Origin of the sequence: Roseicyclus mahoneyensis (assembly GCF_003148775.1) — a bacterium.
GTDB classification, from domain to species: Bacteria; Pseudomonadota; Alphaproteobacteria; order Rhodobacterales; family Rhodobacteraceae; genus Roseicyclus; species Roseicyclus mahoneyensis.
Genome location: NZ_QGGW01000005.1, coordinates 203,847 through 226,393, shown reverse-complemented (window position 1 = coordinate 226,393; position 22,547 = coordinate 203,847). Strand labels below are relative to the sequence as shown.

Below are 22,547 nucleotides of genomic sequence, written 5' to 3'. Positions count from 1 at the left end.
AAGATCGTGCCCCTCGCGCCGCGATGGCCACAAAAAATCCCCGTTTCAACCTGAAATTCATCCGTCGGATGCCGTTTAGGTCGTGATGCCGCGCGTCGTGTTTGCGCCGGTGTCGGGCAAGATGCGGCATGTCGCCCGCAGCCGACGTGAGATGAGTTCTGGGGGCTACGCCGAATGGCTACGACGTTTTTTGTTTTCGAACTTGGCCTTGCCCCGTTCATCGACACGGTCGAGGGCAACATCACCTCGGAAAACCACAACGCTCTGAACGGGCTCAGCTTCGGCAGCGCAACCGATCCGGTTTCCGGCGATCTGCGTACCTTCTCACCCGCACCCACATCCGGGCCCGGCGCCGACGGCGACGCCATCAGCTACAACGCCAACAATGCGGTCGCGAACGAGCAGTTCCTGATCGACGGCGGCGCGCCGCGCACCTTCGACGTGCTGATGACCTACAACAACACGGTCATCACCTATACCGACGGCACCAGCGCCACCGTCAATGCGCTGATCATGCAAGACACCGACGGGCGGATCTATCTTGTTCCGTCCTCCACCGGTCCGAACGCCTATACCGACGCACTTGAGGCAAAGCCCATCGCCGCGGTCACGCTGGGCACCGCGGCGCCCGCGAACGGAACCGACGTCTACAACATGTTCGCCGACCGTTATGTGCTCGACGTCAAGGACGGCACGGTCGAGGGCACGGAAAACGCCGACCTGATCGACGGCAGCTATTCCGGCGATCCGGAGGGTGACAGGGTCGACAACACCGACAACTTCCTCGGAAATGACGATGACCTGATTCTCGCCTATGGCGGCAACGACACCGTGCGGTCTGGCGCGGGCGACGATACCGTCGACGCCGGCACCGGCGACGATCTGGTCGAGGGCGGCAGCGGCAACGACAGCATCGACGGCGGCGAAGGTGCCGACACGCTGCAGGGCGACGGCTGGGCCGACACCATCACCGGCGGCGCGGGCGACGATCTGATCTTCGGCGACGGGCCGGGCACGGTCGATGCCGTTCTGGTCGCGCATGAGGATTTCACCGGCGGCGCGACCGGCTGGACCAACAACACCACCAGCAGCGACGGCCGGTTCAACGACTTCCTCGGCCGGTTCGAGGGCACCGATGGCGACAGCAGCGGCGGCCCGCTGACTCAAAAAACCTTCGATCTTGTCGATGGCTACACGGGCGTCGTCATCGAATTCGACCTTCTGATCATCGACAGCTGGGATGCCGATACCGCCTTTTCGATCGGCCCCGACCGCGACGCCTTCCAACTCTACATCAACGGCCAGATCGTCGCCAACGAGCTGTTCCAGTGGAATGATTCCAATTTCGACGCCGACCGGAGCGGCTCGATCACGCTCGACGGGGTCACCTACACCTTCAGTTTCATCCAGACCCAGAACGAAGAGCTTGGGTTCGCCAGCGAATGGGGCGATCAGGTCTGGCGCGTCCGGCTGGAGGCCGACAACTATACCGCCGACCAGATCACCATCGGCTTCGGCTCGACCACGGATCAGGAACTGGCTGACGAATCCTTCGGCATCGACAACCTGACAATCGTCTCGACCAACGACACCACCATCGACATCGGGCAAGCGGCGGGCGATGACCTGCTGTTGGGGGGCGATGGCGACGACACGATCTATGGCGGTGCGGGTGACGACACCATCCATGGCGACGCGACCGAAGGGGCGCCCGTCACAGTCGTGAACGGAGGGTTCGACGCAGGCGCCACCGGCTGGACGATCGGCGGCGGTGGCACCACCTTGTTCTACAACAACGGCGCATCGCTGAATGCAAACGATAGCGGACCCGGCGGTTTTGTCGAACAGACCGTGGCGGTCACGCCGTTCGCGCCTTATGCCCTGTCCGTAGACGCCTCGGAATTCGGCTTCGGCGTGGGCGATCACACGCTCCTGATCGAAGTGGTCGATGCGAATGGAAACGTCATCGCCTCCCGGACAGAGGTGGTCACGAACGGCAGCAGCCAGACCTACACGCTCGCCTTCACCTCGACCACCGAGGACGTGACGATCCGGTTCAGCAACCCGTCCTCGACCGAAACCGTCTCGACCGATCTGGAGATCGACAACATCACCATCACCGCCCTGCCGACCAATGACGGCAACGACATGCTGTCAGGCGGCGACGGCGCGGATGTCATCCTGGGCGGCGGCGGAAACGACACCATCGACGGTGGCGCGGGCGATGACGTGATCCTCGCCGGGTCCGGCAATGACAGCATCCTGGGCGGCGACGGCGACGACAGCATCCTTGGCGGTACGGGCGCCGACACGCTCGATGGCGGTGCAGGCAACGACACGCTGATCGGCGGCGACGGCAACGACCTGTTCATCGGATCGGCGGGCGCCGACAGCATCGACGGTGGCGCCTCCTGGTGGGACATCGTCGACTATTCCGGCAGCGACGGCGCCATGACGATCAACCTTGCCGACACACTGGCCGAAAGCGGCGGTCACGCCGAGGGCGACACGCTCGTGAACATCGAGCAGGTCATCGGCTCGAGCTTCGACGACATGTTCACGGCCTCCGCATCGGGGACCGCCTTCACCGGTGGGGACGGCAACGACACCTTTGTCGGCGGGGCAGGCAATGACCTGTTCTGGGGCGAGGCCGGCGACGACGTGATGTACACCAGCGCCGGCGCCGACCTGCTCGAGGGACAGGAAGACGCCGATACCTTCATCGTCGGCGACGGGTTCGGCAATGCCACGATCATCGGTGGCGACGATGTCACGACCGGTGTGAACTACGACACCATCGACCTCTCGGGCATGACGAACCCGGTGACGATCCTGTTCACCGGCAACGGGGCAGGCACGATCACCGACACCGTCACCGGCGTCACCCTAACCTTCTCGGGGATCGAGCAACTGATCCTGAACGGGAATTCCGACGTGGTCGACGCCACGCCCAACGGCGCAGGCATCGACATCGTCGCGGCCGGCGGCGACGACAGCATCATCGGCGGATCGGGCAATGACAGCCTGTCAGGCGGGGAGGGCCAAGACACCCTGACTGGCGGCGGGGGCAACGACACGCTGGACGGCGGCGCGGAAGCTGATGTCCTCAGCGCAGGCGCTGGAAATGACCTCGTCTTTGGCGGCGATGGCGATGACACGCTCTATGGCGATGACGGCGATGATATCATCCATGGCGATGCCGGTGACGATCATATCTTTGGTGGATCGGGCCATGACACGATTTACGGCGGCGACGGTGCGGATTTCATCCGCGGCGGCGCAGGTGACGACTCCCTGGTCGGCGGCGACGGGCATGATCGGTTCAACTCCGACGAAGGCGCTGACACGATCGACGGCGGTGCCGATTACGACATGGTGCTGTATTCCACGAGCACAGAGGCCGTGCATATCGACCTGTCGGACGACGCGCCTGAATCAGGGGGTCACGCGGAAGGCGACGTGCTCATCAGCATCGAGGCCGTCTATGGTTCCGACTTCGACGATACGCTGATAGCGGGGACCGGGACCCGGTTCCTCAGTGGGGACGACGGCAACGACACCATCATTGGCAGCAGCAGCACGCATCGTCTCTACGGCGATGCCGGCGACGATTTGATCATCGGAGGCAGCGGCAGCGAAAGCATCTATGGCGGCACGGGCAATGACACGCTGTTAGGCGGCGAGAACAACGACAGCCTGATGGGCGAAGAGGGCGACGATCTCATCATCTCCGGCGCGGGCGACGACTCGATTGATGGCGGCGACGGCAACGACACCATCGTGCTGAACGGCGGCGCCGACATCGTGCAGGGCGGGGACGGGGCCGATACCTACATCGTCGGCGCGGGCTTCGGCGGCACGCATATCGACGGCGGCCTCGACTTCGACCTGATCGACCTGAACGGCCTGCCCAACGGGGTCGAGGTGGTCTTCACCGGCCCCGGCGCGGGCACCATCACCGACCGGGTGACCGGCGAGGTGATGAGTTTCGAGAACATCCAGCACCTGATCCTGACCGACAACGACGACATCGTCGATGCCACGCTGGACGACGGCAGCACCTATGTCGAGACGCGCGGCGGCGATGACAGCCTGACCGGCGCGGATGGCGGCGCGGTCTACGACGATTACGCCTTCGATCCCAATGGCGAGGGCAACGACACCTTTGCCGGTGGCGCGGGCAATGACACGCTGTGGATGGGCACCGCTGACGACCTTGCCACAGGCGGGGACGGCAACGACGAGATCTACGGTCAGGAAGGCAACGACACTCTTCAGGGCGAGGGCGGCAACGACACCGTCAACGGTGGCTTCGACAACGATTCCATCACGGGCGGCGACGGCAACGACCTGTTGTCGGGCGACGATCCGGCCAGTGGGGCGGCTGTCGCCGATGGCGCGACGGTTTTCGGCGGCACCACGCAAGACAGCTTCGTCTTCGACGGCGCGACGGGCACAAGCGCGACCATCATCCTCGACGATGGCGCGGGCACGGCCAATGATGGCGATGATGTCCGCGACGTTGTCTTCGTCACCGGCACGGGCGACGGCGCAAGCCTGCGGATCGAAGCCTTCGACTACGGCGTCGACTGGATCGCCACCGCAGAGGCATGGACTTCGTCCACCGTCACCGAGGTCGCGCCGGGCAACCATGTTATCACGCTGACCTATGCCAATGGCAACACGCAAAGCTTCGACATCTTCCACGACAACGGGTCGTCCTTCGACATCGCCGACGCATTCGCCGTCCATGCCGGCAACGACACGATCAACGGCGGCAACGGCAACGACACCATCTTCGGCGGCGCGGGCGACGACCTGATCGAAGGCGGCGCCGGGGATGACGTCATCTATGGCGAGGATGGCAACGACACCATCTTCGGCGGCGCCGGCAGCGACAGCGTTTCGGGCGGCGATGGGGACGATTTCATCAACACCCGCACCGACCCGGGCACCGGCCTGCCCGATGAAGGCTATGGCGCACCGGGCAACCCGCTCTACTATCCCGGCGACCCCGATGCGTTCAACGACCGCGATACGGTCGACGGCGGTGCTGGCAACGACACCATCCTGACCGGCGACGACAACGACCTGATCTTTGGCGGCGACGGCGATGACAGCATCGACGCGGGCTTTGACGATGACCTCGTGTACGGCGGCGCGGGCCACGACACGATCGAGGGGAACGAGGGCAACGATACCATCTATGGCGGCGACGGCGACGACCTGATCTACGGCGACGTCTCCCCCGACAACCCCGACTACCCGCTCTTTGCGCCCTATGACCTGCCCAATGACGGCACCGATCTTGCCCCCAACAACAACGGCGACAGCCTGTCGGGCGGCGCGGGCAACGACACGATCTTCGGACAGGACGACAACGACACGATTGATGGCGGCGACGGCAACGACAGCCTTGATGGCGGCAATGACGACGACCTGATCACCGGCGGCGCGGGCAACGACACGCTGCTGGGCGGCGCGGGCAACGACACGCTCGACGGGGGCGGCACGACAAGTGTCCCGACCGAGATCCGCTTCGACGATTTCGAGGGCACGATCGAAGGTTGGTTCGTCCCCTCCAACGGCGCACCGATCACCGGCGGTCAGATCTCGCCCGACGGCACCTATCTCGGGCAGTTCGGCCCCATGGGCGAGGAATGGGTCGCCACCAACGTCACCACCCCCGCCGATGCCGGGTCCGCGACGGTCAACTTCGACGTCCTGGCCACCGATCCGGGCGACATGATGGTCGGACCGCGGATTGTCACGGTCTATCTCGACGGTGTGGCCATCCTCAGCTTCGAGGTTCCCGCAGCGGCCGGCACCGTCATCGAGGGCACGTTCGGCGGCGGCAGCTTCACTGTCACCTCGCCCGGCCCGGGAACCGCCTTCTACTACGACCAATTGTTCGAAGTCAGCGTCACCGTCGACGACCCGGCGGATGTTTTCCGAATCGGGGTCGGGACGGACAACCTCAGCTTCGGTCTCGACAATTTCCAGGTCCTGACCATGCCCTTCGAGAATGACGTTCTCGATGGCGGCGCGGGCGACGATCTGATCACGGGCGGCGCGGGCGATGACCTGCTCACCGGCGGTGCGGGCAATGACACCTTCGTCTACAATGTCGGCGACGGGCTCGACACGATCACGGATTTCAACTTCGGCAATACCGGCACGCTCGATGACGGCGATCCCACCAACAACGACTTCATCGACCTGTCCGGCTTCTACGACAACATCGCCGAGTTGCAGGACGATTACGCCGACGACGGCATTCTCAACCAGTCCAACGTCGGCAATACCGTCTGGGGCCAGACCGTCGATTACAGCGACAACACCCAGTTCGCCCCGGGCGACGGGATCGTGTTCCTTGGTCAGACGCCCGATGGCAACAGCTTCACGCAGGAAAACACCGGCGTCATCTGTTTCACCCCCGGCACGTCGATCCTGACCGAAACCGGCCCGCGCCCGGTCGAAAGCCTGCGGGCTGGCGACAAGATCGTGACCCGCGACAACGGTGTGCAAGCCCTGCAATGGGTGGCGGCGCGGCGGATCGGCGCGGCCGATCTCATTGCGAACGACAGGCTGCGCCCCGTCTTGATCCGGCCCGACCTGGTCGGGGCCGATGCGCCCTTGCTGGTCTCGCCGCAACATGGCGTCTTGCTGCGTCCCGAGGGCGGCGAGGAAACGCTTGTGCGTGCCATCCATCTGGCCCGGCGCGCGGGTGGGTTGGCGCGCGTGGCCAACGGCTTGCGGCAGGTGACCTACATCCACCTGATGTTCGACACCCACCAGATCGTCTTTGCCAATGGCGCGCCGTCCGAAAGTTTCTACCCCGGCCCCATGGCGCTGGCCGCGCTGAGCGATCCGGCCCGTGCGGAACTGCGTCTGATCTTCCCGCAGCTGTTCACCGGCCCGACAGACCGAGCCTTTGGACCCCGCGTCCGCCACTTCGCCCGCGCCCGCGACCTGCCGCCGAGCCTGCGGGATCTGCGCGCCGCGTGACAAGCTCCCCCTGCGCCCGGACAGGGAGCAGGGGGCCGCCCCTTACTGCGCGGCTTTCCACGCCTGATAACGCGCCTTGGTCTCTTCGTTCATCGGGTAAAGCCCCGGCAGGGGCACGCCGCGATCGACCTCGGTCATGATCCAGCCCTCCATCCGTTCCTGCTCGGGGGCCTCGGCCACGACCTCGTCAAGGAAGGCCTGCGGGATCAAAACCGCGCCATCATCGTCGACCACGATCACGTCATCGGGAAACACCGCCACGCCGCCGCAGGCGATGGGCTCTTGCCAGCCGACAAAGGTCAGGCCGGCGACCGAGGGCGGCGCGGCCACGCCCCGGCACCAGATAGGCAGCCCGGTCGACAAGACGCCCGCCGCGTCGCGCACCACGCCATCGGTGATCAGCGCCGCGACCTTGCGGCTCACCATGCGGTTGCACAAGATATCGCCGAAGATGCCGGCATCCGTCACGCCCATGGCATCAGCCACCGCGATGCAGCCCTCGGGCATCGCCTCGATCGCGGCGCGGGTGGAAATCGGTGCGCCCCAGCTTGCGGGCGTCGCCAGATCCTCGCGCGCAGGAACAAACCGCAGCGTGAACGCACGGCCCACCAGCCGCGGCTGACCGGTGCGGATCGGGACCGACCCGCGCAACCAGACATTGCGCAACCCCTTCTTCAGCAAGATCGTGGTCAGTGTCGCGGTCGAAACGCCCTTGAGCGTATCGATGATTTTGGGGTCCAGTGTCATGTCGCCTCCTCTGCGGTGTCGTGCGCGCCCGAGAAACGGGGGCACCCCGCCGCCGGGCCTCGCGAATATCGCCTTCGACCGGGCGACATCGGAGCTCAAGCCCGCCGCGCCCTTAAAAGCGAGGCCATCCCTATGGGCTTGCCCTGTCAGGGGCAATGGCTGTTGCAACCGGGCGCCTGACCGATAGGCTCACCCCCCAGCCGCGATGGTCAGCACCGTGCCGCCCAGATCGCGAAACGCCCGCTGGCGGCAACTCAGCACGATGATCTGCAGATCGCCCGCCTGCCGGTGCAGCGCATCGAACATCCGCTCGATCCGGTCGTCATCGGTAAAGACCAGCGCGTCATCAAGGATCACCGGCGCATGACGCCCCCCCTTTGCCAGCAGCCGGGCAAAGGCCAGACGCACCAGAAAGGCGATCTGTTCTTGCGTGCCGCCCGACAAGATGTCGATGGCTTCCGCCGTGCCGTTGCGGATCAGCGACTGCGGCAAGAGCGTGTCATCGGCCCAGTCAAGCTCGGCCTCGGGCCAGAGCAAATGCAGCAGCGGGCGCAATTCCCCTGCGACCGGGGCAAAGTAGCGGTCGCGCGCCTCGGACCGTGCCGCCTCCAGCGCGGCTTGCAGGCGTTGCAGCACACGCACCTCGCGCGCGGTCCGGGCAAGGCGGGCCTGCGCGACCTCCAGCCGTTCCTCGGTTTCCCGTAACCGTTCCTCGACCGCCTCGCCGGAATTGCCGGCAATCCGTTCGGTGAGCGCCGCAATCGCGGGGCGCAGCGTGTCGATCTGCTTGCGCGCGGCCTCCTCGACCGAGGTTGCGCGCGCCAGAGTCGCCTCGGTGGCCGCGAGATCGGGGGCAGCGGCCCGCAGGTCGTGCAAGACAGCTTCGGCCTGCGTGCGGGCGGCCCCTGCGTGGTCAGCCCGCGCGGCAAGTTCCGCCTCGTCTTGCACCGCCAGCCGGTCCAGAGCGGCGCGCGCGGCCTGCAGCCGTTCCGTGGCCGCCTCCCGGCGGACGGCCGCTTCGGCCTGAGCGGTGCGGGCGGCATCGCGGCGCTCGCGCAAGACCTCACGCCGCGCGGACAAGTCCGCCGCCGTCGCGCGCGCGGATTGCCATGCCGCCTCGGCCTCCGGCAGCGCGGGCAGGTCCGCCGCCTCGCTCACCGCGTCCGGCAGGGCGGCAAGCTGGCGTTGCAGATCCTCGATCCCCTTGGGCGCAAGCGCTGCCAGTTCCGCCGCCACGGCGGTCAACCGGTCTGCCGCCTCCTTCCGCACCCGGTGCGCCTGCCCCGCCGCCTCCAGGGACGCCCGCCCCAGCGCGGCCAGCGCCTTGGCCAACGCGCCCTCAGCGCCTGCGACATCGGCCAGCCCCTCGGGGCCCGCGCCGGGATGCACCGTCAGATCGCCCAAACCCGCCAGCCGGATCACCGTCTCGACATGGATCGGCCAGACAGTGTCCGGCTCCAGCGGCTTATCTCCGATCATGGCCCCACCCACCTGCCCCGGCGCGTAGTGCATCGTCACGCGCGTGGCGGTGCTGTCACGCAACGCGCGCGCCGTGGTCAGGGTCGCCCCCAGACGGCGCAGCCGGTCCATCGCGGCGTCATCGGGCCCGACCGAGGCCGCGGCGGTTGCAGCCTCCACCGCCTGCCGCGCGACCACGGCCTTACGCACACGATCCTCCAGATCGGCCCGGCGGTCCTGCGCCGCCGTCGCAGCCGCGCGCCCCTGCACAAGGCGCAGCACATCCTCGGCACTTTGGCGCGCGCCTTCAGCCGTGTTATGCGCCACAACAGCCGTGGCCAGCGCGCTCTCGGCGGCGGCCAGCGTCGACATGGCCCCCTCCGCCTGCGCCGCAGCCTCGGCATCCCGGCGCAGCGCATCGACGTGATCCGCGACCGCCCGGCGCAAGGCCGACAGATCGTCGCACGCCCGCTCGGCGGCGGTCGTGGCCGCCTGCACCGCCGTCTGGGCCGCCGTCACCCGCGCCGCATGGGCCTCGGCCGCCACATGTACCTCGGTCGCGGCCGCAAGCCGAGCGGCACGTTCCGCGCGGGCCTCGGGCGCGTCGATCTCGGCCAGGTCGCGCCGCATCCGAGCCCGGTCGGCCAGCGCGGTCTGCAAGGTGGCGACGCGGGCGGCGAATCCATCCCGCTCTGCCGTCAGCGCCTCGACCTCCTGCACGGCCTCGGCCCATGGACCGCCTGCGCGCGGCCGCCCCGTACCGGTGGCATACAGGCCCAGGTCCTCGCGGCATCGTGCCAACGCCGCATCCATGCGCCGCCCACCCGTCATCGCCTCCACCTCGCCGGTGACCGAGGACAAAAGATCTCGCCGCGCCACAAGCGCCGCCTGCTGTTCGCGCGTGTTGCCCTCGTCCAGAGACGTCAGCCCCTGACGCACCCACAAGAGCCCCGAGGGCCCACCATCGCCCCCGCCCAAAAGACGCGCGATCCAAGCCTCGGCCTCGTCGGCCTGCGCCACCAACACGCCGCCGCGCGTCACCCGCGCCTCGGGCTTGGCGAACCAGCGCTTGGACAGTACGAACCTGCCCTCGGGCGTCTCGATCTCGACCGAGACCTCGGGCGCGCCACCGGCATGGGGGCGCAACTGCCCGATCTCCTTACCGCGCGAACCATAGGGCACGAAGAACAGCGCCCGCAGGGCATCAAAGACAGTGGATTTCCCGAATTCATTGGGCGCGCACAGCACGTTCACGCCATCGGCGATCCCGTCGATCCGCACCGGGTCGGTAAACCGGCGCACGTCCTTGAGCGTAACGGCGCGCAACTTCATCGCGGCGCCTCGGTTGCATAGACGTAAAGCCGGTTCAGCGCCGCCGCCGCGATATCACGATCGTCCTCTGACAAGGCGGCATCTCCCGCCGCATCCATCAATCGCGCGGCAGCCAGCCGCATCGCGCCCGCATGGTCGATGGCATCCAGATCCGTCACGTCATGCAAGGTGCCCAAGCCCTCGGTCACAAGATCCAGCAGCGCGAATTCCGGTGCCTGACGCACCGCCGCCGCGCGCAGGGCCGCATGACCGGCGAGCGTTGCCCAACCGCTGGCCCTGATCCGCAAAAGCGTGTCGCGCCGCCCGGTCGCGGGCAAAAGCGCCTCCAGCGCCGCAGCCGCATCCTCGCCCTCATGAAGCGGCAGGGCGACGTCGGACCACAAGAAATCGCCTGTCACGATCTCGGCCACCTCCGGCGCAGCGCCCGCCCCCGTCAGCGTCACCGCAAGACAGTGCCCCCGCACCCCATGCTTGAACCGGTCCTGTTCGGGCGTGCCGGAATACTGCGTGCGCGCCGACACCGCCAATCGCCCGTGCCAATCGCCCAGCGCCAGATAGTCCAGCCCCGCGCTACGATCCCGGTCGGGCGGGATCTGTTCGCCGCTTTCGGTGAAATCGACGACACCGCCATGCGCCAGCCCGATGCGCAGCGCCCCCTCGGGCGTTGCGATCCCCGGCAATCCTTCGGTCAGGTCGCGCCCGGTGGCCCGCACCGGCACCGGGCAGGGGAGCAGCATCACGCCGGGCGCAATCTCGACCGGGGACGTATCGCGCAGGGCATGGACATTGGCGGGACCATCCCGCGTGATCTCGTCCCAGACGGGTTCGGCATGGCGCAGGTTGTCGTGGTTGCCCGGCAAGAGCCACCACTCCACCCCCGCTGCCTCGCCCATCGCGATCAACGCCTGCCGCAACACCTGCGGCGAGGGCGTCGCGCTGTCGAAGGTGTCGCCCGCCAGCAGCACATGCCCCGCGCCCTGCGCCTGCGCGGCCCCCGCCAGCGCCCGGATCTTGGCAAAGCGCGCCTCCATCAACCGGCCGCGCAGGTTGCCGTCGGGCGGCTCGGCGATATTGGCGAAACGGCGGCCCAGATGCAGGTCGCTGGAATGAAGGAAGCGAAAGACCATGGCCGACCCTCGGGGCAAGATGCGGCCAAGGGGCCGGATGCGTCGCCGCCATCAGCCCATGCGACCGGGCGGCGCGTCAAGGGGCAAGGCACGACGGCTAGTCTGTCGCCTTCACCCCGTAGCTGGCAAAGCCCTTGGCGACCGTGGCGATCTCGGCCTCGCTCAGCACATGCCCGCCGCCGATCTGCAGCACATGCCAATACTGATGCGCCAGCGCCTCAAGCTCGAAGGCCAGCCATGTGGCCCGCGGCAGGTCGGGGCCAACGGTCAGCATCCCGTGGTTTGCCATCAGGCAGCCGTTCATCCCGCCCAAGGCTCTGAGGATGGCCGCCGACAGCTCTGGTGTGCCGTAGCAGGCGTAATCGCAGCACGGGATCTCCATCCCGCCGAAGGCCGCGATCATGTAATGGATCGCCGGGATCGGTTTGCGCGCGATGGCAAGGATCGTGGAAAACGCCGCATGGGTGTGCACGACCGCCCCGATATCGGGCCGCGCGCGCAGCAGGTCGCGGTGAAAGCGCCACTCGGACGACGGCGCGAGCGGCCCCGCCCATGCGCCGTCCGCATCCGCCAGCGGCATCGCGGCGATCATCCCCGGCGCAAGCTCCGCATAGGGCACGGCCGAGGGCGTGATGAGCATCACCTCCCCCACCCGGGCCGAGACATTGCCCGACGCGCCCCGGTTCAGGCCGCGCGCATCCAGCTCCCGGCAGCGGGCGACGATCTGCGCGCGCAGCTGCGCCTCAAGGCTCATTGCGCCGCAACCCCGGCGTGTTCCGGGAACATCGCGGCCAGCCCCTCGGCGCTGGCGGGCGCGATGCCGCGTTCGGTGATCAACCCCGTGACCAGCCGCGCGGGCGTCACGTCAAAGGCCGGGTTTGCCCCCGGCGTCGCATCCGGCGCGATCTGCACCTGCGTCACCCGGGCATCGGGGTCACGGCCCCAGACCTTGGTCACCTCATCGCCCGCCCGTTCCTCGATCGGGATCTCGGCCAACCCGTCATGCACCCGCCAGTCGATCGTGGGCGAGGGCAGCGCCACATAAAAGGGCACGCCGGTGTCATGGGCAGCCAACGCCTTGAGATAGGTGCCGATCTTGTTGCAGACATCGCCATTGGCGGTGGTCCGGTCGGTGCCCACGATGCACAGATCGACCTGTCCGCGCTGCATCAGATGGCCGCCCGCATTGTCCACGATCAGGTGATGGGGGATGCCGTGGCTTGCCATTTCCCAAGCCGTCAGATGCGCGCCTTGGTTGCGCGGCCGCGTCTCGTCCACCCAGACATGCACGTCGATGCCACGCGCCACCGCCTGATAGATCGGCGAGGTCGCGGTGCCCCAATCCACGGTCGCCAGCCACCCGGCATTGCAATGGGTCAAGATGTTGACCGGGCCGGATTTGCGGGCGGCAATCGCCGCGATCAGCGCAACCCCGTGCTCGCCGATCCGGCGGTTGATCTCGACATCCTCGTCGCAGATCGCAGCGGCGCGCGCATAAGCGGCCCCTGCCCGCTCACCGGGCGGCAGCGGCGCCAAAAGCCCCCGCATGTCATCAAGCGCCCAGCGCAGGTTGATCGCCGTGGGCCGCGTGGCATGCAGCACGGCATAGGCGCGGGCCAGCGCGGTATTGCTGGGGTCCTCAGCCATCTGCAAGGCCATGCCGTAAGCCGCCGTCGCCCCGATCAAAGGCGCGCCGCGCACCCACATGTCGCGGATCGCCGTGGCTGCCTGTTCCATCGTTGTCAGGTCCACGACCGGGAATTCATGGGGCAGGCGCGTCTGGTCGATGATGCGCACACTGTACCCGTCCGACCCGAGCCAGATGGAGCGGTAGGGAATGCCGTTGACCTTCATGCATGCGCCTCCGTCGCGATCCGTGGCACGGGTCCGGTCCCTGCCCGAACCCGGCTCAAACGCATCTTGCACGATGCCGCGCCGATGGTCGACAGGCTCAGGCGCCGTGCGCGCCCTTGCCGGGCGCGGCGACTGCAAGCACAGGATTTCGAGAAAACTGGTCGGAGTGAGAGGATTCGAACCTCCGACCCCCTGCTCCCGAAGCAGGTGCGCTACCAGGCTGCGCCACACTCCGACCGTGGGGGGCGGCATATCCAAGGGGCGGGGGCTTGGCAAGGGGGCTTGCGCGCGCGGTCAGTCATCCGCCCCATCAGGGACTTGCGAATGCTGCGGCCCGCGCAGCCCTTTGGGCAGCAGCGACGCCACCCGTGGCACCGAGGGCGCACCGACCCGCGACCGCGTGCGCAACACCGGCGTGGTGGTCGATGTTCCGCCCCGATCCTCGCGGAAGACGATATAGACGCCCGAGGCGACGATGACGCCGGTGCCGATCACGGTCGCCCATTCCAGCCCCTCGTCGAAAAAGATCAATCCATAGACCGTGGCCCACAGGATCTGCGAATACTGCATCGGTGCGACGGTCGCGGCGGGCGCCAACCGATAGGCAAAGATCAAAAGCGTCGTGGCGATCAGCGCGAAGGCCGCGATCACCGCCAGCGCCAGCATGTCCTGGCCCGGCATCGGTTGGTAGACAAAGGGCAGCGCCGCGCCCATCACCACCACATTGGCCATCATCGGATACAAGATCAGCACGACCGAGCGTTCCTGTTGCCCGATCTTGCGCATGATGACCGCCCCGAAAGCCCCGGTGACAGCCGCCACCAACGCCGCCAGATGGCCCCAAGTCAGGTCAGTCGCGCCCGGTTGCAGCACGATCAAAACACCGCAAAGGCCAACAAGAACCGCCCCGCCGCGCCGGATGCCGACCTTTTCCCCCAGCATCGGAATGGCCAGCAGCGTGATCAGCAGCGGCGCGGCAAACAAGATCGCATAGACCTGCGCCAGCGGCAGCACGCTGAACGCGTAAAAGGCAGTCGCCGCCGTGATCACCGTCGCCGCCGTGCGCAGCCCCGTCCACATTGGATAGACCGGCCGCAGGTTCGATTCCTTGGCGTCTCGCATCATCAACAGCGTGACCATCGGAAAGCCGAACAAGACGCTGAAGAACACGATCTGGAACGGCGAATAGCTGCCGCCCAGATACTTGATCAGGACGTCATGGGTGGCGAAAATCCCGAAGGCCGCCAGCGCCAGCGCCACGCCGCGCAGTTGGGTCGCGTTCTCGGAGGACATCGGGGCCTCTTTGATCCGGGGTCTGCCGTTAGCGATATCAGCCTGACCGCAGGGCGCAAGACCCGCGAGCTGCGTTATTGCCTGAGCGCGGGCAATCCGACACCCGTCGCCTCGAACCCGCCATCGACGGCCAGCACCTGCCCGGTGATATAGCTGGCGCGATCCGAACACAGGAACCCGATGGCCTCGGCAATCTCGCGCTCCGACCCGTAGCGGTTGAGCGGAATGGCGTCATGATAGGCGTCGATGATGTCTTGCGTATGGACAGCCATGGCCAGTTTCGTGCGCACCGGGCCCGGGCAGACGCAATTGGCGCGCACCCCGTATTCGCCCAGTTCCACCGCCTGTTGCCGGGTCAGCTGGATCACCGCCGCTTTGGACGTCCCATAGGCCACCCGCAGCGTCGAGGCGCGGAGGCCGGAGATCGAGGCGATGTTGACGATGGCCCCCTTGGCCGCGCGCAGCGCAGGGATCAGCGCCTGCGTCATCAGGAACACGCCATCAAGGTTGGTCTCCATCACGGTGCGCCAGCGATCGAACCCGGTCGCCTCGATCGGGCCGAAATCGGCGACGCCCGCGTTGTTGACCAACGCGTGCAGCCCACCCTCCAGCCCGGCCTCCGCCACGATCCGCGCGACGTCTTCAGGGATCGATACATCGGCGCAGATGGGTTGTGCCTTCACCGTGCTCGCCGCCTCGGCCAGCGCGGGCGCGTCGCGGTCGACCATGACCACGCGCCACCCCTCTTCGAGAAACAGACGCGTGGTGGCCAGACCGATGCCCCGCGCCGCCCCGGTGACGAGCGCCGTCTTCATGCTCAGACGCTGGCCGCCAACTTGGCGACGATGGCATCGCCCATGGCAGAGGTCGACACCGGTGTGCCGCCCTCAGGCCCCATCAGATCGGCGGTGCGCAGCCCGTCTGCCAGAACCGCGTTGACGGCAGTCTCCACCCGCTCGGCCTCGGCCCCCAGATCAAAGGAATAGCGCAGCGCCATGGCAAAGCTCAGGATGCAGGCGATCGGGTTGGCCAGCGACTTGCCCGCGATATCGGGGGCGGAGCCATGCACCGGCTCGTAAAGCGCCTTGGGCCGGCCATTGGCCATTGGCGCGCCAAGGCTGGCCGAGGGCAACATCCCCAGGCTGCCGGTCAGCATCGCCGCCAGATCGGACAACAGATCGCCGAACAGGTTGTCGGTCACGATCACGTCGAACTGCTTGGGCCAGCGCGTCAGCTGCATCGCGCCGGCATCCGCATACATGTGCGACAGCTCGACATCGGGGTATTCGGCGTCATGGATTTCCTGCACCACGTCGCGCCACAGCACGCCCGATTCCATCACATTGGCCTTTTCCATCGAACAGACCTTGTTGCCCCGCTTGCGCGCCAGCTCAAACGCCGAACGGGCCACGCGCGCAATCTCGGATTCGGTGTAGCGCTGGGTGTTGATGCCCACCCGCTCGTTGCCTTCCTTGATTATGCCGCGCGGCTCGCCGAAATAGACGCCCGAGGTCAGCTCGCGGATGATCATGATGTCCAGACCCGCGACCACGTCCTTTTTCAGCGACGAGAAATCGGCCAGCGCGTCGAAACACTGCGCCGGGCGCAGGTTGGCATAGAGGTCCATTTCCTTGCGCAGGCGCAACAGGCCCCGCTCGGGCTTCACGCTGAAATCGAGCACGTCATATTTCGGCCCGCCCACAGCGCCCAGAAGCACGGCGTCGACTTCTTGCGCGCGGGCCATCGTGGCGTCGGTCAGGGGGGTGCCATGCGCGTCATAGGCGCAGCCGCCCACCAGATCCTCGGAAACGTCAAAGGCAATGCCACGGGTCCCGAACCAGTCGATGACCTTGCGCACCTCGGCCATGACTTCGGGGCCGATCCCGTCGCCGGGAAGGATCAGGAGAGAACGGTTGGTCATGGCGCTTGGTCCCTTGGCTGGATTGGTCGCAACGGCCTAGCCAAGGCGCAGGGGGGCGTCAAGCAAGCCCGGTCAATCGCCCACCATCTCAAGATCGACCCACACAAGCCGATGGTCGGAGGCCAGCGCCGCGACCGAGGCTGCCACCGGCCCCTCCTCCCCCTCGGGCCACAAGACACCCGCACCCGTTACCGTCATCCCGGCGGCGGGCAAGATGTAATCCACCCGCAGGTCGCCGGGCTCCGGCTCCGGCCAGTCGGCGGTCTGCGTCCCGCCCCCGGGGCGCCGCGGCACCACGTCTTGCAGGCGCGGATGTTCCAGCAGCGCCAGCAGGCCCTCGGGCCGCCCCTCACCGCCCTCGGGATCGACATTGAAGGTGCCGATCACCGCGAAATGCTCTGCGGCAAAGGGCACCCCCTCGGGCGTCCAGCCCTCCAGATACAGCGCCCAGAACCGTAACTCATCGGCATTGCGCCAGCCGTTGCGATCCTCGGGCCCGTCGAAGACCGGCGTGCCCGCATGCAGCGCCAACAGGTGCAGCGGCCCGCCCGGCACCTCGACCGCCACATCCCACGCGGCGACCGTCGCCAGACGCAACACCGGCAGCGCCTCTGGGGGCAGGACCGCGGGCGCGGCGCTGTCGGGCAGGTCGACCCAAAGGAACCCCGAAAAATCGCGCACCGCCCCAAAGGGATGGCGCGACAGCAGCGCCATGCCACCCTGCCCGTTGAACCGCCCATAGCCCTGCGCGTCGCGCGCCCGCCAACTGCGCCCGTCGCCATCGATATCCACGCCCGTGGGCATGCCTGTGTTGGGCCTGAGCGCCAGACGGTGCGGATAATCGATGCCGGCTTGTGCCAGCGCGTCGGCCAGCGCCGTCAACGCCGCGCCGCCTGCGTCGAAATCCATGTCCTGCAGCACGACCACATCGGCAGCTGCCGCCGCGATCACGGCCACCGTCGCCGCCACCTGCGCATCCTCTCCGCGCAAGATGTCGCGCAGCAAAAGGCCGGGCCCCGCGCGCGACAACTGGGTGTGGAAGGTGGCGATCCTGAGGGTGTCGGCCAAAGCCGGAAGGGCAAACAGACCCAGTGCGGCGGCAAGGATCAGGCGCGCAGCGGCGTGTCGGCCACAACCGTGGCAACCAGCCGCGCGCGGCGTTCGCGGATCATGTCGGCGATCCTTGCCATGGCCAGACCGCGCATGAACATGCTGAGCGGCAGGAACATCCATAGCGCGATCCCCCAGACCATCGCCTGCGGCGATGTCAGAAGTTGCAGGTCAAAATGATCGGCGATCTTCAGGCCGACCACAGGAAGGATGAATGTGGTGGTAAGTCCTAAGATAATGTTAACCCGCGCATCCCGGATCAACCGGGTGACAACGTCCCCGCCCGTGGTCGGGTCGAAAGTCGGCAGGTTGACCCAGACATTGAACGGCTGCCCCCGGTTCGGCCAGTGCTGCAAGCGCAGCAGCAGCGCAAACACGACCAGCGCCGCCAGCGTGGTGAAAATCGCAAGCCCGGCCATCACCTTGACCTGCAAGGCAGAAACGGGCGGCGCATTGGCCGGCAAATGCGCCAGCACCACCGACATCGGGCTCCAGGGAAATTCCAGCGCATGCCCGATCAACAGACCAAGCGCGTTCAGAACAAGGATCAGACTGGTCGGCGCCCCACCGCCCGCCACAAGGCTGAGAACGACCAGAACGATCAGCAGGGACAGGATGCGCACGCGGTTGAACGGCGGCGCATCACGGAACTCGATCAGGGCCGGAAAAGCCGCGCCGTATTCGATCGCGGTGAAGGCGCCAAGCGCCAACGCGATCAGCGTCACCATCTGCGCGCTTTCCTCGGTGGTGCCGGGGATCAGCAACGACGGCGTCGCCACAACCACCACCACAAGGGTTGCCCGCAGCAAAGCACCAATGAGCTTTGACAGCACTGCCACTACCTCAATCCAGGCAGGGCTTTTCCCCGCCGTTATCGCCTCATCTGAAATAAACGCACGCGGACAAAGCATTCTTAGGGCGGGAAGGTGCCCAAAGCTGGATGAAGTCGCAATAATCTCGACGATCTTTTGACACATTTCCGCCCCATTGCTGGGGCGGGTGTCGCTCGATTGCATCACCGGCGGCGCAAAGGCCCCGCCAGAGATCCGCTCAGACCCAAGGCCGGCTCTGGGCTGCTTGCGCCTCGAACACCTCGATGGCCGCCGATTTCTCTAGCGTCAGGCCGATATCGTCCAGCCCGTTCATCAGGCAATGCTTGCGGAAGGCATCGACCTCGAAGGTTATCGTGCCGCCATCGGGGCCGGTGATGGTCTGGCTCTCCAGATCGACGGTAACCACCGCGTTGGCGCCGCGCTGCGCGTCATCCATCAGCTTGTCGACCTCTTCTTGCGGCAAGACGATGGGCAAGATGCCGTTCTTGAAGCAGTTGTTGTAGAAAATATCGGCGAAACTGGTCGAGATCACGCAGCGGATACCGAAATCCAGAAGCGCCCAGGGCGCATGCTCGCGGCTCGACCCGCAGCCGAAATTTTCCCCCGCGACGATGATCTGCGCATTGCGGTAGGCCGGCTTGTTCAGCACGAAATCGGGGATTTCCTGCCCCTCGGTGGTGTAGCGCATCTCGTCGAACAGGTTCTTGCCGAGGCCCGACCGCTGGATCGTCTTGAGGAATTGCTTGGGGATGATCATATCCGTGTCGATGTTGACCAGCGGCATGGGCGCGGCAACGCCGCTGAGCTTGGTGAATTTTTCCATCGGTCCTCTCCTCGATCGGGCAGATGACGCTTTAACCGCTCGGGCGGCGGGCGGCAAGATGGCGCCCGCCGCGCCCTCTCTGGCCATTCCCGCAAGGGCAGCCTATCACCGGAAAAACCGTGTCGCGGGAAGGCTTTTCCGATGTGGCGCTTCATCACCGAAAATCGCCGCTGGCTTGCCACCGGCCTGCTGCTCGCCTTCGGATCCTGCCTTGGCCAGACATGGTTCATCTCGCTCTTTGCGGGCGAGATCCGGGCCGAATACGGGCTCAGCGACGGACAATGGGGCCTGCTCTACACCGCAGCCACGCTGGCCTCGGCCGCGCTGCTGTTCGGCCGCGGGTCGCTCGCCGATACAATGCCGTTGTCGCGGCTGGCGCCGATGGTGGCCGTGCTCTTCGCAGGGGCTGCGGCGCTGATGGCGCTGGGCTGGGCGGTCTGGACACTGGGCATCGCGGTGTTCCTGCTTCGCTTCTGCGGACAAGGCATGTTCAGCCATATCCAGATGACCGCCATGGCGCGCTGGTTCGTGGCGACGCGGGGGCGCGCCATCGCCATCGCCAACCTTGGCTACACCGCCGGGCAGGTGCTGCTGCCCCTGCCCGCTGTGCTGTTGTTGGGCTGGATCGGCTGGCAGGCAAGCTGGGGGGTGGTGGCGGGCGTGATCCTCTTCATCATCCTGCCCTTGCTCTTGTGGCTGTTGGCGCAGGACCGCGCGCCCAAGGGAAGTCCGGGCGCGGCGGCAGGCGCTCCGGGCCTCGGCGGTCGGCACTGGCGCAGACCCGAGGCGATGCGCCACTGGCTGTTCTGGGCGTTGGTGCCGCTGATGCTGACGCCGGGCTATATCGGCACGGTAGTTTTCTTCCACCAGGTCCATATCTCCGAGATCAAGGGCTGGACACTGGCTGCCATGGCGCCGGCCTATGCGGCCTGGGCGCTGTCGGAGGTCGCGGCGAGTTTCGCGGCAGGCTGGCTTTGCGACAGGATCGGGCCCACGCGGCTCCTGCCCTTCGTCGTGGTGCCCTTGGCGCTGGGCATCTTCCTGATCGGCGTGGCCGAGACGCCGCTGGTCTGGATCGTGGCGATCGGGATGGTCGGGCTGACGCAAGACATGTCGAACACGGTCTGGGGCACGCTCTTGCCCGCGGTCTATGGCACGGATCACATCGGATCAGTGCGCGCGGTGGCAAGTGCGGTGATCGTCGTCTCGACCGCGCTGGGTCCCGGCGTCGCGGGGGTGATCATCGACGCCGGGGTCCCGGTGCCGGCACAGGCCGCCGTGATGGCGGCCTGGTGTGCCTTGCTGTCGCTGGCGATGGTGCCGGTGATGCGCGGGGTCCTGCGGGCGCAGTGACCCCGCGCGCCGCTCACATCATCTCGCGCACATCTGTCAGCCGGCCGGTGACGGCGGCGGCCGCCGCCATCGCGGGCGACATCAGATGCGTGCGCCCACCCCGGCCTTGGCGCCCCTCGAAATTGCGGTTCGAGGTGGCGGCGCAACGTTCGCCGGGCGCAAGCTGGTCGGGGTTCATCGCCAAGCACATGGAACAGCCCGCAAGCCGCCATTCGAACCCGGCTTCCTTGAAGATGTCGGCCAGCCCCTCCGCCTCGGCTTGCGCGCGCACAAGGCCCGAGCCCGGCACGACCATCGCGCGTTTCACCGCGATCTTCTTGCCCTTGAGGATGGCGGCGGCGGCGCGCAGATCCTCGATCCGGCCGTTGGTGCAGGACCCGATGAAGACGGTGTCGATCTCGACATCCTGCAGGCGCGTGCCGGGCTTGAGGCCCATGTAATCGAGCGAGCGTTTCGCCGCGTCAACCTTGCCGCCGGTGAATTCCTCGGGCGCAGGGACCACGGCGGTGATCGGCAACACGTCCTCGGGCGAGGTCCCCCATGTCACGACCGGCGCGATATCCTCGCCCCGGATCGTCACGACCTTGTCCCACTGCGCGTCATCGTCACTGTAAAGCGTCTTCCACCACGCCAGGGCGGCCTCCCACTGGGCGCCTTTCGGCGCGTGGGGGCGGCCCTTCACATATTCGTAGGTCTTTTCGTCCGGCGCGATCAGGCCCGCGCGCGCGCCGCCTTCGATCGCCATGTTGCAGACCGTCATCCGGCCTTCCATGGACAGGGCGCGGATCGCTTCGCCGCAATACTCGATGACATAGCCGGTGCCGCCTGCCGTGCCGGTGTGGCCGATGACCGACAGGGTGATATCCTTGGCCGTGACGCCGGGCAGCAGGTTCCCGGTGATCTCGACCTTCATGTTCTTGCCCTTGCGCTGGATCAGCGTCTGGGTTGCCAGCACATGTTCGACCTCCGACGTGCCGATTCCATGCGCCAGCGCGCCAAAAGCGCCGTGCGTCGCCGTGTGGCTGTCGCCGCAGACCACCGTCATGCCCGGCAGCGTCCAGCCCTGTTCGGGGCCGACGATATGCACGATGCCCTGCCGGATGTCGCTTACCGGGTAGTAATGGATACCGAATTCCTTGGCATTGGTGTCCAGCGCCGCGACCTGGATGCGGCTGTCCTCGGTCATGTTGGCCGGGTCTTCGCGGCCGGCCGTCGTGGGCACGTTATGGTCGGGCACGGCGATGGTCTTGTCGGGGGCATGGACCTTTCGGCCGGTCATGCGCAGCCCCTCGAAGGCCTGCGGGCTGGTCACTTCATGCACCAGATGGCGGTCGATGTAGAGCAGGCTCGTGCCATCCTCGGCCTCGTGCACGAGATGGGCATCCCAGATCTTGTCATAGAGCGTCTTGCCGGTCATCGGATTTCTGTCCTTGGTCGCGGGAATGTCAGGGGTGTTTGAAGAAACGGCGGATCATAGCCCGCCCAGCCGCGACCGGCGTGCGCCAAAAAATCGCCAGGGCAGGCGCGCGCGGTCGGATATGTCGAAAACTCCGGTCATGCGCCTTGATCTACTGGCGCGGGCGGATCGGTGCAAGGGCGTGATCTTTCGGCGCGCCTGCGGCGCATCGCTTGTTCCAGAGAGGGGGCTCTGCCCCCGCCGCGCCTTTGGCGCGCCTCCCCCGGGATAT

The 22,547-nt window shown here is 66.8% G+C and carries 14 protein-coding genes and 1 tRNA gene; 2 read left to right on the top strand and 13 right to left on the bottom strand.

Annotation, left to right across the window (positions count from 1 at the left end; translation table 11 throughout):
• The first annotated feature begins 174 nt into the window (after positions 1–174).
• Positions 175–7,008: a Hint domain-containing protein gene (locus tag C7455_RS20485; protein WP_109668572.1), complete on the top strand. Its 6,834-nt coding sequence runs from the start codon at positions 175–177 to the stop codon at positions 7,006–7,008.
• A 42-nt stretch (positions 7,009–7,050) separates the two neighbouring features.
• Here the strand turns inward: C7455_RS20485 and C7455_RS12190 are convergent, their stop codons facing one another.
• The 12 genes from C7455_RS12190 to leuD all read right to left on the bottom strand — a co-directional run bounded on the left by C7455_RS12190 (position 7,051) and on the right by leuD (position 19,506).
• Positions 7,051–7,755, bottom strand: coding sequence for a ribonuclease activity regulator RraA (locus tag C7455_RS12190; RefSeq protein ID WP_109668570.1), 705 nt, complete (start codon positions 7,753–7,755; stop codon positions 7,051–7,053).
• Between the two features lie 189 nt (positions 7,756–7,944).
• Positions 7,945–10,545, bottom strand: coding sequence for an AAA family ATPase (locus C7455_RS12185; RefSeq protein WP_109668568.1), 2,601 nt, complete (start codon positions 10,543–10,545; stop codon positions 7,945–7,947).
• Positions 10,542–11,672 (bottom strand): metallophosphoesterase family protein, encoded by a 1,131-nt coding sequence (locus C7455_RS12180; RefSeq protein ID WP_109668566.1) that lies wholly within the window; start codon positions 11,670–11,672, stop codon positions 10,542–10,544. Before C7455_RS12180 ends, C7455_RS12185 begins: the two co-directional genes overlap by 4 nt.
• 97 nt (positions 11,673–11,769) lie before the next feature.
• Positions 11,770–12,426: a class II aldolase/adducin family protein gene (locus tag C7455_RS12175; protein WP_109668564.1), complete on the bottom strand. Its 657-nt coding sequence runs from the start codon at positions 12,424–12,426 to the stop codon at positions 11,770–11,772.
• The gene (mtnA, locus tag C7455_RS12170; protein WP_109668562.1) at positions 12,423–13,526 is read right to left on the bottom strand and encodes an S-methyl-5-thioribose-1-phosphate isomerase; all 1,104 of its coding nucleotides are present in this window, start codon (positions 13,524–13,526) and stop codon (positions 12,423–12,425) included. Before mtnA ends, C7455_RS12175 begins: the two co-directional genes overlap by 4 nt.
• 158 nt (positions 13,527–13,684) lie before the next feature.
• A tRNA-Pro gene (locus C7455_RS12165) sits at positions 13,685–13,761 on the bottom strand.
• A 59-nt stretch (positions 13,762–13,820) separates the two neighbouring features.
• Positions 13,821–14,819: a DMT family transporter gene (locus C7455_RS12160; RefSeq protein WP_109668560.1), complete on the bottom strand. Its 999-nt coding sequence runs from the start codon at positions 14,817–14,819 to the stop codon at positions 13,821–13,823.
• Positions 14,820–14,893: 74 nt separating this feature from the next.
• A complete protein-coding gene (locus tag C7455_RS12155) occupies positions 14,894–15,634 on the bottom strand; it encodes an SDR family NAD(P)-dependent oxidoreductase (protein ID WP_109668558.1) in 741 nt (246 codons plus the stop codon).
• A gap of 2 nt (positions 15,635–15,636) precedes the next feature.
• Positions 15,637–16,740 carry a 3-isopropylmalate dehydrogenase gene (leuB, locus tag C7455_RS12150; protein WP_109668556.1) on the bottom strand — a complete coding sequence of 368 codons (1,104 nt, stop codon included), beginning with the start codon at positions 16,738–16,740 and terminating at the stop codon, positions 15,637–15,639.
• Between the two features lie 72 nt (positions 16,741–16,812).
• Complete coding sequence (locus C7455_RS12145; protein WP_245904317.1) at positions 16,813–17,808, bottom strand: endonuclease/exonuclease/phosphatase family protein; 996 nt, start codon at positions 17,806–17,808, stop codon at positions 16,813–16,815.
• A 38-nt stretch (positions 17,809–17,846) separates the two neighbouring features.
• Complete coding sequence (locus tag C7455_RS20480) at positions 17,847–18,866, bottom strand: hypothetical protein (protein WP_245904316.1); 1,020 nt, start codon at positions 18,864–18,866, stop codon at positions 17,847–17,849.
• 34 nt (positions 18,867–18,900) lie between these two features.
• The gene (gene leuD, locus C7455_RS12135) at positions 18,901–19,506 is read right to left on the bottom strand and encodes a 3-isopropylmalate dehydratase small subunit (protein ID WP_109668552.1); all 606 of its coding nucleotides are present in this window, start codon (positions 19,504–19,506) and stop codon (positions 18,901–18,903) included.
• Positions 19,507–19,647: 141 nt separating this feature from the next.
• On the opposite strand from leuD, the gene C7455_RS12130 reads away from it, so the two are divergent.
• Complete coding sequence (locus C7455_RS12130; protein WP_109668550.1) at positions 19,648–20,859, top strand: MFS transporter; 1,212 nt, start codon at positions 19,648–19,650, stop codon at positions 20,857–20,859.
• Between the two features lie 13 nt (positions 20,860–20,872).
• On the opposite strand, the gene leuC is transcribed toward C7455_RS12130, so the two are convergent.
• A complete protein-coding gene (gene leuC, locus C7455_RS12125) occupies positions 20,873–22,276 on the bottom strand; it encodes a 3-isopropylmalate dehydratase large subunit (protein ID WP_109668548.1) in 1,404 nt (467 codons plus the stop codon).
• Between the last annotated feature and the right edge of the window lie 271 nt (positions 22,277–22,547).